Raw genomic sequence first — 14,613 nt, forward strand, 5'->3', positions numbered from 1 at the left:
CTCTGGATCGGGCTGTAACCCGAAAAAGAGAGACCCGGCGGAGCTGCAACTCTGCCGGGTCATTTGGATGATGACACAGAATGTCTCATTTCGCTGTTTCAGACTCTAACAGATTCCTTACCAAACCGTAAAGCGCGCTCGGGAATATGCAATAAACATGGTTAACCGCGGCCCATGCCTTTGCCCATACCGCCTTGCCCCTCCGCTGGCGCATCCAGATCCTTGATCGACGCTTCCGCCTCGCCATTGATCCAATAGCCCGCTGCCTTGAGCCAGGGCAAAGGATGACCCATCGCCAAAACCGCCTCGCGCAATTGCTTGGCGATCCCCGCTTCGGTCGCGATCCAGACGAAAGTGCCGGGGGTCAGTTCGACCTGTGGCAGGGTATCGAGGAACGGCTTGGCCTCCGTGGCCTGATCCAGAGGGCGATGCAGCCAATGGATCGTCGCATCCGCCGCACTCTCGATTTTCTGCTCATCTTCGGCCCCCGGCACGGCGGCGAGCATCGTCACCTTCACGCCTGCGGGCAGTTCCTCAAGCTTGCGTCCCATCGCCGGAAGCGCGGTTTCATCGCCGATCAGGACCCAATGGGCAATCTCACCTTCGATCACCCGCGAGCCACGCGGGCCGCCGATCTGAACAGCGCTGCCGGGATGTGCCGACCGAGCCCAACTCGCCGCCGGGCCCTCGCCATGATCGGCAAAGTCGATCACCAGTTCCTGCGCCTCGGTGTCGAACCGGCGCGGTGTGTAATCGCGTTTCGCCATGCCGTCCGCACCGGGGACGAAAACCTTGAGGTGGTCGTCGAACGATCCGCTGGCGAAATCCGCAAGATCCGCACCGCTGAGCGTGACGCGGATCATATGCGGGGTCAGCCGTTCGGCCTTGGCCACGGTCAATTCGCGAAATTTCAGCTCGTGCCGCATGCGGCGGATGGTGGGGGCAGTCATGACGAGTCGCTTTCACTGGTTATTCAGATGTTTGCGCAAAACAAACTATTTTACTCAGAAAAAGCAAGCCCCGCGAAAAACACAGGGCCTGTGCATCTCGGATGTTTGCCCCCAAACCCTCTGATTTATAGGCGCGACAAAAGCGCGGCGGTCGGCCAGGCGTCGGCGGGCAGGCCGAGTTTCTCCTGAACGCTCTGCACCGCCTCGCGGGTTTTCTCGCCCAGAATACCGTCGATCCCGCCAACATCGTAGCCCATTTGGGTCAGCTTTTGTTGCAGTTGCTGCATCTGCGCGCCCGAAAGCCCCACATCTGGATTGCCCGCGCTATAGACCGGCGCGCCTTCGAGGCGGGTGGCGAAATAGGCGGCCGTGGTCACATAGACGAAGCTTTTGTTCCACTCGAAATAGACCTCGAAATTCGGATAGGCGAGGAAGGCCGGGCCGTTGCGCCCCATCGGCAGCAACACCGAAGCCTGCAAATTGCCATTGCCGAGCGAGCCGGAGCGCGGCTGGACGCCCAGTTTGGCCCATTGGCTGACGGTCATTTTATGATTGAGCCCGGTTTTCGACCAATCGAGATTGGCGGGCAGCACGATCTCCTGAAGCCACGGCTCATTCGCCCGCCAGCCGAGATGGCGCAGCATTTTCGCCCCGGACATCAGCGCATCGGGCGCAGAGGTCTTAAGCCGCACATGGCCGTCGCCGTCGCCATCGACACCGTTTTCCAAAATGTCTTTCGGCAGCATCTGCACCATGCCGATTTCCCCGGCCCAGGCGCCTTGCGTGGTCGCCGGATCGAAATCACCATGTTCGAACAGGGTCAGCGCGGCAAAGACCTGCGGCTGGAACAGCTCGGGACGGCGGCAGTCGTGCGACAGTGTCATCAGCGCGTTTAGCGTGTTGAAATTGCCCTGCACCTGGCCGAAATCCGTCTCCAGCGCCCAGAAGGCCAAAAGCACCCCGCGCGAGACACCATAGTCTCGTTCGATCCGATCGAAGACGCTCTTGTATTTCGCCGCATTGGCCGCGCCGTTCTGCATCCTGTTCTGGCTGATCAGCGCGCGGGAGAAGTCGATGAAATTCTTCTGGAACACGCCTTGCGCGCGGTCGGCTTTGATCACGGCCGGGTCTTGACGCGCGGCGGTAAAGAACTGATCGACGGCGGATTTGGAATGGCCTTGCTGTAGGGCGGACTGCTTCATCTGGTTGACAAAGCTTGAGAAATTTCCGCCGCAGGGCACATCCGCAAAGGCGGGAGAGGCAAGGGAGAGGGCGAGCACGAGGCCGAGAGAACGCATGGATTTACCTTTTAAAGTCATGTTGAGGGCACGATAGCGGGGCGCGCGGCGTCACGCAAATGACAGAACGGCGACGCAGATCAGGACAAAGGCCCAAGCGGCCCAGAGCCGCGCACAGGCGGCGTCGATGTCGCGGGGCGTGGCCTCGCGACCGTTCGGATTGACCCATGGATAGTCGCGCATTTCGCCGTGATAGGCGCGGGGACCGGAGAGCGCGACGCCAAGACTGCGCGACAAAGCGGCCTCGGGCCACCCGGCATTGGGCGACCGGTGCCGACGCGCCTCGGTGACGATCTCCCGCCAGAGCGACAGGGGCTTGTCCCATGGAAACAGCAAAAGCGCGGTCAGCCGCGCGGGGATCAGATTAAGCACATCGTCGAGCCTTGCCGCAGCCCAGCCGAACTCCCGATGCCGTTCTGTGCGATAGCCGATCATGCTGTCACCGGTGTTCACCACTTTATAAACGAGAATCCCCGGCAAACCCGCGACGAGGAACCAAAACGCAGGGGCGATCACCCCGTCGGAAAAATTCTCCGCCGCCGACTCGATGGCCCCGCGCGCCACGGCGGCTTCGTCCAGCTCTGAGGTGTCCCGACCGACGATCATCGACACGGCATAACGCCCCTCCGCCAGAGAGCGCTCCAGGCCGCGCGCCACGGCCTTCACATGCTCGACCAGCGATTTCTGCGCCAAAAGCACCGCACCGAGCAGGATTTCAACCAAGGGAATTTGCCGCAGCACAAGCCCCAGCGCCGCCGCCTCGATCACCAGCACGATCACCAAAAGAATGCCCTTGGCCTTGCGCGCCGCACCGCAATTGAACCGCCGATCCGCCCCGCCGATCAACCGCCCCATCAGCACCGCCGGATGCGGCACCCGGTCCCAAAGCCATTTCGGTTCCCCGAACACAGCGTCCAGCACCATGGCCAGGCAAAGCGCCAGCGCGGTGCTCACAGCGCGTGCTCCAAAGCGGCTTCCAATTGCCCCCAACGCTCGAAGGGCGGCAGGCCAAGCCGCAGCCAGCGACGGGAATAGGGAAAAAGCCGCGACCAGACATGATGCTCGGCCAGACGGGTCTGCACCGTATGGGCATCGCCCACATCGTAAAGCCGGAACAATGTGGTGCCACCCACGAGTTTCGCGCCTTTGGCCTCCATCATCTCGTCGAGATGCGCCGCCTCCTGCGCCAGTCTGATCCGCGTGCGGATCGCCCACACCGGATCGTTCAACGCCGCCGTGCCGATGGCAAGCGCCGGTCCCGATACCGCCCATGGCCCGATCAGAGACGCCAGACGGTCGATCAGATCCGGTGCGCCGATGGCAAAGCCGAGCCGTACCCCCGCCAGCCCCCAGAACTTGCCAAAGCTCTTGAGCACAATGGTGCGCCCGTCCCGCACTCGCGCGATATGGCTCTCCTCCGGCATCACATCACAGAAACTCTCGTCGATGATCGTCACGGGGGCGGTGAATTCCTCGTCCCGCCACAGCCGCCCGTCCGGGTTGTTCGGATGCACCGCGACCGAGACACTGGCCTTGCGCGTCGGGTCCGAGGTCATCACCTCCCAGCCCTGCGCCCCAAACGCCCCGGCATGTTCGTTATAGGTCGGCGGCTGGATCTCCACTCTGCCTTTCGGCCAGAGCGCAGGCAGGCGCGCAATCAGGCTCGACGCGCCCGGCGCGGCCAGCACGGCGGCGCCATGATGCACCTGCCAGAACCCGCGCGCCGCCTGCACCAGCGCATCCTGCGCCGCAGCATCCGGAAGCGCCGTCCAGGCGTTTAGCGGAATGTCGCCGACGGGATAAGGCGTCGGATTGATCCCGGTCGAGAGGTCGATCCAGTCGGCTTTCTCCCCGCCCCATCGGGCCACCGCGGCGTCCAGCCCACCGCCATGATCGCGCCGGTGACTCATGTCTCGTCATCCTTTTCGGTCGGCAAAGGCAGTTGCCGCGAGACGAAATGTCCCTTCACCCCCTGCGGCCAGTCGCGGAACGGCACCTGACCTGTGGCGGAGTCCGCATGCATCCGCGCATAGGCCACGATGGCCTCCGCGTCTGCCTCGGTTCCGTCAAATGTTCCAAGGGAATAGCCGATTTTTCCTGCGCCTTGCACGATCACGTTGCAGGCCCGTTCGCAGCCCATGGTGCAGCTCACCCGCCGGGTTTTGATCCCCGCCGGATCGGCCCGGCGTTCGATGGCGTCGGCCAGCCGCGCGCCATCGGTCTGCGACTCACCGCGCTCCGCCCAGTCGGCGCGCTTGCAGCCTTCGCAAATCGTGATCCATGTCGGTGCGGAAATGGGTGTGCTCTCTGTCATGCATCGTGTTTTGCCGCAGCCTGTACAGAGTGCAAGATAAAATCTTAGCTTTTTATGCTGTGCTGCGGCGACGGGCCTGATTGACCCTGCCGTTCATGCTTCGTTAGGGTATGCTATCGAAGCCGGAAATCGTCAAACAACGTTGAGCGGAGCAGCTTGCGGCAGGGGCCGGAGGCAATAAGAAACATGCAGGTATTGATCGTCGAAAGCAGCCCGGAGGTCGGGCGCGTCTGGCAACGCCATCTGGAACGTCACGGTATGACCGTGGCGCTCGTGACGGGGCAGGAAGAGGCGATTCAGAAGCTGCAAAGCTCCGCCCCCGACCTCATTGTGCTCGATCTGGTCCTGAACGAAGGCTCTGCCTTTGCCATTGCCGATTATGCCAATTATCGCCACCCGGACACGCGCGTGATCTTCACCACCAATTCGAGCTTCTTCTCCGACGGTTCGATCTTTCAGCATGTGGCCAATGCCTGCGCCTTTCTGCCGAAGGAAGTCGATCCGGAAGATCTGACCGCCATGGTGGAGCATTACGGCAAGACGGCCTCCTGAGCGTTTTGGCGTTTACCTCCGCCCGTGCGGCGCATCGAACTCCAGATCGGGCGTGACCGGCACGATCCGGTTCGGATTGATCGTGTCGTGGCTATAGTAATAGTGCCGCACGATATGATCGAAATGCGTCGTCTCGCGCACGCCGGGCATCTGATAAAGCTCCCGCGTGTAGCCCCAGAGGTTCGGGTACTCCTTCAACATCCGCCGATTGCATTTGAAATGCGTGTGATAGACCTTGTCGAAGCGCACCAACGTGGTGAACAGCCGCCAGTCGGCTTCGGTCACACGGTCCCCGGTGAGGTAACGGTTGTCCGCAAGAAGACCTTCGAGCCAGTCGAGACTGTCGAACAGCGGGCCGATGGCCTCGTCATAGGCCGCCTGCGTGGTGGCGAACCCGGCCTTGTAGACGCCGTTGTTGACCGTGTCGTAGATGCGGGCGTTCAGGGTCTCGATCTCCGCGCGCAGATCTTCGGGCCAGAAATCGAGCGTGTTGCCGGTGATGCCGTCAAAGGCCGAATTGAACATGCGGATGATTTCGGCGGATTCGTTGGAGACGATGGTGTTGCGGTGTTTGTCCCAAAGGATCGGCACCGTCACGCGGCCCGACATCTGCGGCGCTGCCTCGGTATAAATCTCGCGCAGGAAGCGCTTGCCCAAAAGCGTGTCGCCGGTGGCGCCTTCGAAATCCGTGGCAAAGGTCCAGCCGTCCTTGAGCATGTCCGGATGCACGACCGAGACGGAAATATGATCCTCAAGCCCTTTGAGCGCGCGAAAGATCAGCGTCCGGTGCGCCCAGGGGCAGGCATAGGAGACATAGAGGTGATAGCGCCCGCTTTCCGCCGCGAAGCCGCCTGTGCCCGAAGGCCCCGGCGCGCCGTCCGGGGTGATCCAGTTGCGAAATCCGGTGGTGGTCCGCTGGAACCGGCCACCGGAGGATTTGGTGTCGTACCACTGGTCATGCCAGATGCCGTCTTGCAGATAGCCCATCGGGGTCTCCTTTGTGTTCGGGACCGACCTAACCATTTTGGGCTTCTGTGCAAACAGGCCTGCGAGCGCATTGATGGTGCGCAGTTGCACAGAGTGACGGGGGGGGAGGCGAAAGCATTTGCGCGACATGGGGAGCCTGCCTATAGATAGGCCATGACGACGTCCCGACACGGGACCAGAGAGGTTGGCAGTGGCGGATCGACCCAATCCGGGGATCACGCGCAGCATCGTCAGACGTCCCAGCCTCCTTGATTTTTTGGACGGCCCCAAAAGGGCCAAAGACAAGGACTTGCCATGACATATCGTCTCGCCCCGTTCACCCATCTCTTCGGCCCATTTTCCGACGCGAGTCGCCCGTCCGCCGCCGAGAGCCTTCCTTCCGCAGGGCAAAGGGGCTGATCCATGAAAACCGGTGTGATGATTTGTGGCCATGGCTCGCGCAGCCAGGCCGCCGTGGACGAGTTTGCCGTTCTGGCAAAGAAACTCCCCGAATTGCTGCCCGCCGACTGGCTTGTGGACTACGGCTATCTGGAATTCGCCAACCCCGTGCTGCGTGACGGTCTCGACCGTCTGCGCGAGGCCGGATGCGATCGCATCCTCGCCGTGCCGGGCATGCTCTTCGCCGCCATGCATGCGAAAAACGACATCCCGACGGTGCTCAACACCTATGCTGCCAAACACGGGATCGAGGTCTCCTATGGCCGCGAACTGGGCGTCGATCCCAAAATGATCGCCGCCGCCGCAGGTCGTGTGCAAGACGCAGTCGACCGCGCCAATGCCACCCTCGGGGAGTTGCCTCTCCATGAGACCTGTCTCGTGGTCATCGGGCGCGGTGCCTCCGACCCGGACGCCAATGCCAATGTCGCCAAGATCGCGCGCCTTCTTTGGGAAGGCATGGGGTTCGGCTGGTGCGAAATCGGCTATTCCGGCGTCACCTTCCCGCTCGTCGAACCCTGCCTGCAACATGTCGCGAAGCTCGGCTACAAACGCGTCATTGTCTTCCCCTATTTCCTCTTCACCGGCATCCTGATCGACCGCATCTACGGCTTCACCGATCAGGTCGCCGCCGAACATCCCGACATCCAGTTCGTCAAGGCGGGCTACCTGAACGACCACCTGAAAGTTCTCGAAACCTTCGCCGAACGGGTGCTCGAACAGGATCATGACACGCCGATCCCGAATTGCGGCATCTGCGCTTATCGTGAACAGGTGCTCGCGCTTGAACACGGCCACCACCATCACATCCGCCCGGAGGATCGCCAACACCCGGCCTTCTCCCACACACCGCCGCCGACCTGTGTCCTGTGCAAATACCGCACCGAGGTGATCGGGTTTGAGGCCGAGGTGGGCGCGGTGCAGGAAAGTCATCACCACCATGTCGAGGGGCAGGGCGCCTCTGCGCCCGGCTCCAACGTGGCCGATTGCACGCTCTGCGACACGTTCTGCACGGGCCTGTGTCGGCTTGAGGCGGCGGATCGTCATCATGATCATCATCACCATGGCGATCACGGCCATCACCACCATCATGACCATCCGCATGATCACGGTCACCACCACCACGAACATGCCCACGATCACCACCACCCGGTCTATCCGCACGCCAACCACCCGCTCGGCCCCGAATCCGCGCGCAAACCCAAAGGCTGAGCCATGCGCCCTTATGAAAAGGACCCGCAGGCGATCTATGCCCAGAGTTTCGCGACCGTCCGGCGGGAGGCCCGGCTGGACCGGTTCGACCCGGGCATGGAGCGCCTCGCGATCCGCCTGATCCACGCCTGTGGCATGGTCGAGGTGGCGGATCGTCTGGCCTATTCGCCAAACGCTTACGCTGCCGGACACGCGGCGCTCGTAGCGGGCGCGCCGATCCTCTGCGATTGCGAAATGGCCGGGGCCGGGATCATCCGGCGCTATCTCCCGGCGGGCAACGAGGTGATCGTCACGCTCAACGCTCCCACCGTGCCGGAACGCGCCAAAGAGATCGGTACCACCCGCTCCGCCGCCGCCGTCGATCTCTGGGAACCCCATCTCGAAGGGGCTGTCGTTGCCATCGGCAATGCCCCCACCGCGCTGTTCCACCTTCTGGAGCGGATCGAACAGGGCTTTCCCAAACCCGTTCTGATCCTCGGCTTTCCGGTCGGTTTCGTCGGTGCCGCCGAATCCAAGGCCGAGCTTGCCGCCAATCCGCGCGGTTGCGAATTCATCGCGCTCCGCGGGCGGCGCGGCGGATCGGCCATCGCCTCCGCCGCCGTCAACGCGCTTGCCGTCGGTCTGCCGGAGATCGGCGAATGAGCGCGCCCTGGCTCCATGTCATCGGTATCGGCGACAACGGTCTCGACAGCCTCGCCCCCGCCACCCGCGCCGTGCTCGAAGACGCAGAGGTGATCTTCGGTGCAGAGCGCCATCATGGGTTGACGTCGTCTCTGACCGCCGAGCGCCGCGCCTGGCCCTCGCCCTTCGATGCGCTGATCTCCGATCTGAAATCCCTGCGTGGGCGTCGCGTCGCCGTGCTCGCCACGGGCGATCCGCTCTGGTACTCGGTCGGTGCCCGGATCGGTCGCGAACTCGACCCTTCCGAAATCCTCTATCACCCCCAGCTTTCCGCCTTCCAACTCGCCGCCTGTCGCATGGGCTGGTCGCTTGCCGATTGCGAAACCCTGACCATTCACGGTCGCCCGGCGGAGCAGGTCATTCCCTTCATTGCTGCATCGCAGCAATTGCTGATTTTGACAAAAGGATCAGAAAGCCCATCAAAAGTTGCGCAAATTTTGCGAGATCGGGGCTTTGCGCCTTCTCGCATGACAGTGCTCGCGCATATGGGCGGAACAGAGGAGGCGCGCTTTGACGGCACCGCCGCCGACTGGTCATATGAGGTGCCGGAGTTCCACACGCTCGCCGTCGAGCTGATCGCGGAAGAGGGCGCAACGCTGCTTCCTCGTTTCGGCCTCCCGGACCATGCATTTGTCTCAGACGGCAACATGACCAAGCAAGAGGTCCGCGCCGTGACCCTCGCCAAACTCGGCCCGGTGCGCGGCGGTCTGCTCTGGGACATCGGTTGCGGCTCCGGCTCCGTCGCCATCGAATGGATGCGCGCCGCCTGCGATGCCCGTGCCATCGGGATCGAGCACCGTGCCGACCGTCGCACTCTGGCGGCACAGAACGCCTTGGCGCTTGGTGCCCCCGCGCTCAAACTCATCGACGCCAAAGCACCCGGCGGTCTCGCCGATCTGCCCGCTCCCGATGCGGTGTTCATCGGCGGCGGCCTCACGCGTGAGGTGGTCGAGATTGCCCTTGCCGCGCTCAAGCCGCACGGGCGTCTCGTCGCCAATGCGGTGACGCTGGAGGGTGAGGCCATGCTCCTTGCGCTGCGCAGCGAATTTGGCGGCGACCTTTCTCGCCTCTCGGTGTCCCGCGCCAAACCCGTCGGCAGCCTCTCGGGCTGGAAACCCTTCATGCCCGTCACGCAATGGAGCCTCACGAAATGACCGGAACACTCTACGGCGTCGGTCTCGGCCCCGGCGATCCCGAGTTGATGACTCTCAAAGCGGCGCGCCTCATTGGAGGCGCGAAAGTCATCGCCTATCCGACGCTTGCCGGCGGCAACTCGTTCGCCCGCTCCATCGCGGCGGGTCACATCGCGCAAGACACGCGCGAGATCGTCATGGACATTCCCATGACCGTCGACCGCGCCCCGGCGCAGGCCGCCTACGATTTCGGGGCCGTCGCCATCCGAGCCGAACTGGACGTCGGTCATGACGTGGTCGTGTTGTGTGAAGGCGATCCGTTTTTCTACGGCTCCTTCATGTATCTTTACGCCCGTCTGCGCGCCGATTATCCGGTCGAGGTGGTCCCCGGCGTCAGCTCCGTCATGAGTTGCGCCGCCGTCGCGGGCCTGCCGCTCGCTGCGCGCAACGAGGTCGTGACCATCCTCCCCGCGCCGGAACTTGCCCGACGTTTGTCCGACACAAATCCGACGCAAATCCTACCGCCCTGTGACACCCTTGTGGTGATGAAACTCGGGCGTCATCTCAAAGCTGTTCGCAGCGTGATTGAGGCGGCCGGGCTGACCGACAAAGCGGTCTATATCGAGCGCGCATCCACCCCGGATGAAACGATCTTGCCGCTCGCGCAAGCACCTGAAAAAGCACCGTATTTTTCCATGATCCTCATTGTGAAAGGGGCCGATCCATGGCTGTGACCCCTGTTGTCGTGGCGCTGAGCGCGTCTGGCGAGACAACCGCCGCAAAAATCTCCGTCGCTCTCGGCGCAGAACTGCATGGCCGGGAAGGTCGCACCAGCGCAAAGATAAGCTTTCCCAATGCCTTAGACCATGTGCGCGACCTCTTCGCGGCGGGTATTCCAGTGATCGGCGTTTGCGCCTCCGGCATCCTGATCCGCGCCGTCGCGCCGCTTTTGAACGACAAGACGACCGAGCCGCCGGTGATCTCCGTTTCCGATGACGGCTCCGTCGTCGTGCCCCTCCTCGGCGGCCATCACGGTGCCAATCGTCTGGCGCAACAGATCGCGCAACTCCTTGATGCCAAAGCCGCAATCACCACCGCCGGAGACGTAGCGCTTGGCATCGCACTGGACGAACCGCCCTTGGGCTATCGCCTCGCAAACCCGGAAAACGCCAAATCTGCCATGGCGGCGCTGCTGGCCGGGGAGGGCGTTTCCCTTGAGGGGGAGAACATTTTCGAGCTGACAGATCAGGGCGGGGAGGTGGTGTTGTCGGTGACCGAAACGCCTGACCCGCCGGGACCGAAACGCCTCGTCTATCATCCGCAACGCTACGCCCTCGGCGTCGGCTGCGCGCGCAATGCCGACCCGGAAGAGCTTTGGCAAAACGTCTCGGATATGCTTTCGGATCAAGGGGTTGCGCTTGGGGCGATTGCCTCGGTCAACACCATTGATCTGAAGGCGGACGAACCGGCGATGAATGTTTTGGCGACGCGGCTTGGCGTGCCTTTGCGGCTTTTCACGGCGGCGGAGCTGGAGGCGCAAGCCGACCGTCTGGCCAACCCGTCGGAGGTCGTTTTCGCCGAGGTCGGCTGTCATGGCGTCGCGGAAGGCGCGGCCTTGGCGGCGGGGGGAACGCTGTTTGCGGAGAAGCGTAAGACAGCGAACACGACCTGTGCGCTGACCCGTTCGGAGGCGCCGCTCACAACGCTGAAAGGCCGCGCCAGAGGTCGGCTTTCGGTCGTCGGCATCGGGCCGGGGCAGGCGAGCTGGCGTACGCCGGAAGTGTCGAAATTAATCTCGGAAGCCGACGAACTGGTCGGTTATGGCCTTTATATTGATCTTCTCGGTCCGCTCGCCGCTGGCAAAATCCGCAGCGATTTCCCGCTGGGCGGCGAAGAGGATCGCTGCCGTTACGCGCTTGAGCAAGCGGCGAAAGGCAAGACTGTCGCGCTGGTCTGCTCCGGCGATGCAGGTATCTATGCCATGGGCGCGCTGGTTTTCGAATTGCTCGACCGCAAGCCGGAAGACCACGGTGTCTCAGATGCCGCGCGCCGGGTTGAGGTGATCTGCTCTCCGGGCGTGTCGGCGCTGCAAGGCGCTGCGGCGCGGGCCGGGGCACCCTTGGGCCATGATTTCTGCGCGATCTCTCTGTCGGACTTGCTGACCCCGCGCGACGACATCCTGCGCCGCCTCAAAGCCGCCGCCGAGGGCGATTTCGTCATCGCCTTCTACAACCCCGTCTCGAAAAAGCGCCGCACGCTTCTGGCCGAAGCGCGAGAGATCTTGTTGAAACACCGCCCGGCGGACACGCCCGTCATGCTGGCTTCGAACCTCGGGCGCTCGACGGAATATGTGCGCTACCGGCGTCTCGATGCGCTTGAGGTCGATGAGGTGGATATGCTCACCGTCGTGCTGGTCGGGTCGTCCAACACACGTTTGGTGCATCTTGGCGAAGGCCCGAGGATGTTCACGCCGCGCGGTTATGCCCGCCGCATCGACGGCGATTTACAAGGCGTCGGCAACCGCCATCTGGAGGACATGCAATGACGGTCTATTTCATCGGCGCTGGTCCCGGCGATCCGGAGCTTTTGACGAAAAAGGCGGAGCGGATCATCGGTCAATGTCCGGTCTGTCTTTACGCCGGGTCTCTGGTGCCGCCGGAGGTTGTCGGCTGTGCCCCTGAGGGGGCGCGGGTGCTTGATACTGCCCCTATGACGCTGGATGAAACCCACGCTGAAATCAAAGTGGCACATGAAAATGGCTTCAATGTCGCGCGTGTGCACAGCGGAGATCCCTCTCTCTATGGTGCCATTGCCGAACAGATTCGCCGTTTGAGGGCCGATGGTATTCCCTATGAGATCATTCCGGGTGTCCCCGCCTATGCCGCGGCAGCTGCGGCGCTGGGGCAGGAGTTGACCATTCCGGAGATCGCGCAGAGCATCGTTTTGACGCGGGTTTCGATGAAATCCACCTCCATGCCCGCGGGTGAAACGCTTGAGAATTTCGCGCGTACCGGCGCGACACTCGCCATTCATCTCGGCATTCGCAACCTGCGCGAAATCGAGCGCCAGCTTGCGCCGCATTATGGCGCTGACTGTCCGGTGGCGGTGGCCTATCGGGTCGGCTGGCCGGATCAGACGCTGATCCGGGGCACGCTGTCAGACATTCACGAAAAGGTCCGGGCGGCCAAGATCACGCGTACGGCTCTGATTCTCGTGGGGCCTGCGCTTGGCGAGGTGGCGGATTTCAAGGACTCTGCGCTTTACGATCCGGCCATGCCACATGTCTTGCGGCCCCGGGTGAAAGGGTAATCTGCGGCAATCGGGTGACGTTTGGCCCTCAGGCGCGAAACTGCCGTTAACGTTAACTTGACGCAAACCAATCCCGTGCCATCCTTATCACAGGACGACCGTCACGGAGGATGACATGACCGATGTTTTGCCGAAAGAGGTGCTTGAGGGGCTCGAACTGGCGCGCAAACGTGACCTGAAGAAACGGTCGCGGCTCCGGGTGAAGGTCGGCGATGCGACCTATCCGATCCTGCGGACATGGGACAATGGCTTTGCGCTGGATCGTGACAATGCCGATCATCTGCGCGGGCTGGTCGATGTCTTCGACGGGTCGAAACATCTGTATCAGGCGCTGATCGTGGCCTCTATGGAAGAGGATCACGAGATGAGTTTCGAGTTCAAGCGCGCGACCTGTGCTGCCGAGAAGCCGCCTTTGGATTACGACCGGCCCGATGACGCGCCGGTCGCACTTTTGCCGCGCTGATCACTGAAGATCGCTGAACGCCTCCTTGAGGCGGGAACAGGCGGTTTCGACAAGGCTGCGCGGTGTGGCAAGATTGAACCGCAGGTAAAGCTCACCGCCCTTGCCGAAGGTCGGCCCGTGGTTCGGCGCGATATGCGCGGTTTTCTCGACCCGCGCGGTGAACTCTTCGCGCGACATGCCGGTGCCGGAGAAATCGACCCAGGCGAGATAGGTGGCCTCCAACGGCATGGACGTCAGACCCGGGATCTCGGCAATGGCGGCATCGAAAATCTGGCGGTTGCCATCGAGGTAAGCGACCAGCTCATCGACCCAGACGGCCCCTTCCGGGCTATAGGCGGCGGTGGCCATTTCAAGACCGAAAGAGTTTGCCGAAATGCCAAGCGCCGCCATGCGGGAGGCGAATTTGGCGCGCAGTTTCGCGTCGGCGATGATCACATTGCCGGAATGCGTCCCGGCGATGTTAAAGGTCTTCGTCGTCGCCGACATCATGATCAGCCGGTCTTCGATCCCTTCGATCAGGGCCATCGGCGTGTGGGTATGACCGGGCATCACCAGATCGTGGTGAATTTCGTCGGACACGAGGATAAGGTTGTGGCGTTTGCAGAACGCAGCCACGCCCTCCAGCTCCGCGCGGGTCCAGACGCGCCCGCCCGGATTGTGCGGTGAGCAGAGCACAAGCATGGTTTCCTTGCCGGTCATGATCCTGTCCCAAGCGTCGAAATCCATGACATATTTGCCGCCGTCGAGCGCCAGAGGGCATTCGACGATCTCGCGACCGGCGGCTTTGATGACCCGATGAAACGCGTGGTAGACAGGTGTCATAAGGACGACCCCATCCCCCGGATTGGTAAACGCATCGATGCATAGCGCCGTGCCGTTCACCAACCCATGGGTGGTGAAAATCCACGCCGGGTCGATCGTCCAGCCATGACGGGTTTTCATCCACCACTGGATCGCGGCGTGGTACGCGCTCTCATCGCCGAAATAGCCGTAGACACCATGCGCCGCCATGTTCTCCAGTGCCTGTTGCACGGCGGTCGGTGGGCGGAAGTCCATATCCGCGACCCACATTGCGATGCCATCCTCGGCGGGAACGCCATAGATCTTTTCCATCATATCCCATTTGGCGCAATGGGTGCCGAAGCGGTTGATGATCGGGTCGAACAGCGGATTGGTCATGGAAGGCTCCCTGAAATCATTGCCCGCGAGCCTAATCGTCCCCTTGGTCGAAGGAAAACCGAAAATCCTGCCGATGGGGCTGCGCGTTTTCGGTGCTGCA

15 protein-coding genes are annotated in these 14,613 nt (G+C 62.5%); 8 read left to right on the top strand and 7 right to left on the bottom strand.

The features are described from left to right. Window positions 1-161: 161 nt before the first annotated feature. From V1475_RS05550 to V1475_RS05570, 5 genes are all read right to left on the bottom strand, one after another. Window positions 162-950 (bottom strand): siderophore-interacting protein, encoded by a 789-nt coding sequence (locus V1475_RS05550; RefSeq protein ID WP_479411953.1) that lies wholly within the window; start codon window positions 948-950, stop codon window positions 162-164. 125 nt (window positions 951-1,075) lie between these two features. Next, on the bottom strand, window positions 1,076-2,248 hold the full coding sequence (locus V1475_RS05555; protein WP_479411954.1) for a lytic murein transglycosylase: 1,173 nt from the start codon (window positions 2,246-2,248) through the stop codon (window positions 1,076-1,078). Window positions 2,249-2,299: 51 nt separating this feature from the next. Next, entirely contained in the window at window positions 2,300-3,202 is a 903-nt protein-coding gene (cbiB, locus tag V1475_RS05560) for an adenosylcobinamide-phosphate synthase CbiB (RefSeq protein WP_479411955.1), read from the bottom strand. Further along, the gene (locus tag V1475_RS05565) at window positions 3,199-4,158 is read right to left on the bottom strand and encodes a threonine-phosphate decarboxylase (protein WP_479411956.1); all 960 of its coding nucleotides are present in this window, start codon (window positions 4,156-4,158) and stop codon (window positions 3,199-3,201) included. Before V1475_RS05565 ends, cbiB begins: the two co-directional genes overlap by 4 nt. Next, complete coding sequence (locus V1475_RS05570) at window positions 4,155-4,562, bottom strand: DUF1636 family protein (protein WP_479411957.1); 408 nt, start codon at window positions 4,560-4,562, stop codon at window positions 4,155-4,157. The genes V1475_RS05565 and V1475_RS05570 overlap by 4 nt, the downstream gene beginning before the upstream one ends. A gap of 186 nt (window positions 4,563-4,748) precedes the next feature. On the opposite strand from V1475_RS05570, the gene V1475_RS05575 reads away from it, so the two are divergent. Beyond that, entirely contained in the window at window positions 4,749-5,114 is a 366-nt protein-coding gene (locus tag V1475_RS05575; RefSeq protein WP_479411958.1) for a response regulator transcription factor, read from the top strand. A 12-nt stretch (window positions 5,115-5,126) separates the two neighbouring features. On the opposite strand, the gene V1475_RS05580 is transcribed toward V1475_RS05575, so the two are convergent. Then, a complete protein-coding gene (locus tag V1475_RS05580) occupies window positions 5,127-6,101 on the bottom strand; it encodes a glutathione S-transferase family protein (RefSeq protein WP_479411959.1) in 975 nt (324 codons plus the stop codon). A 402-nt stretch (window positions 6,102-6,503) separates the two neighbouring features. Here V1475_RS05580 and V1475_RS05585 point away from each other — a divergent pair, with 402 nt between their 5' ends. The 7 genes from V1475_RS05585 to V1475_RS05615 all read left to right on the top strand — a co-directional run bounded on the left by V1475_RS05585 (window position 6,504) and on the right by V1475_RS05615 (window position 13,334). Then, window positions 6,504-7,748, top strand: coding sequence for a sirohydrochlorin chelatase (locus V1475_RS05585; RefSeq protein ID WP_479411960.1), 1,245 nt, complete (start codon window positions 6,504-6,506; stop codon window positions 7,746-7,748). A 3-nt stretch (window positions 7,749-7,751) separates the two neighbouring features. Then, the gene (locus V1475_RS05590) at window positions 7,752-8,390 is read left to right on the top strand and encodes a precorrin-8X methylmutase (protein WP_479411961.1); all 639 of its coding nucleotides are present in this window, start codon (window positions 7,752-7,754) and stop codon (window positions 8,388-8,390) included. Continuing rightward, entirely contained in the window at window positions 8,387-9,583 is a 1,197-nt protein-coding gene (gene cbiE / locus V1475_RS05595) for a precorrin-6y C5,15-methyltransferase (decarboxylating) subunit CbiE (protein WP_479411962.1), read from the top strand. Before V1475_RS05590 ends, cbiE begins: the two co-directional genes overlap by 4 nt. Continuing rightward, entirely contained in the window at window positions 9,580-10,296 is a 717-nt protein-coding gene (gene cobI / locus V1475_RS05600; RefSeq protein ID WP_479411963.1) for a precorrin-2 C(20)-methyltransferase, read from the top strand. Before cbiE ends, cobI begins: the two co-directional genes overlap by 4 nt. After that, window positions 10,287-12,107 carry a precorrin-3B C(17)-methyltransferase gene (gene cobJ / locus V1475_RS05605; protein WP_479411964.1) on the top strand — a complete coding sequence of 607 codons (1,821 nt, stop codon included), beginning with the start codon at window positions 10,287-10,289 and terminating at the stop codon, window positions 12,105-12,107. The genes cobI and cobJ overlap by 10 nt, the downstream gene beginning before the upstream one ends. Beyond that, window positions 12,104-12,871: a precorrin-4 C(11)-methyltransferase gene (gene cobM / locus V1475_RS05610; protein ID WP_479411965.1), complete on the top strand. Its 768-nt coding sequence runs from the start codon at window positions 12,104-12,106 to the stop codon at window positions 12,869-12,871. Before cobJ ends, cobM begins: the two co-directional genes overlap by 4 nt. A 115-nt stretch (window positions 12,872-12,986) precedes the next feature. Beyond that, entirely contained in the window at window positions 12,987-13,334 is a 348-nt protein-coding gene (locus V1475_RS05615) for a hypothetical protein (protein WP_434289395.1), read from the top strand. Here the strand turns inward: V1475_RS05615 and V1475_RS05620 are convergent, their stop codons facing one another. Continuing rightward, window positions 13,335-14,513: a MalY/PatB family protein gene (locus tag V1475_RS05620; RefSeq protein WP_479411966.1), complete on the bottom strand. Its 1,179-nt coding sequence runs from the start codon at window positions 14,511-14,513 to the stop codon at window positions 13,335-13,337. Between the last annotated feature and the right edge of the window lie 100 nt (window positions 14,514-14,613).

The organism is Celeribacter sp. SCSIO 80838 (assembly GCF_056498065.1).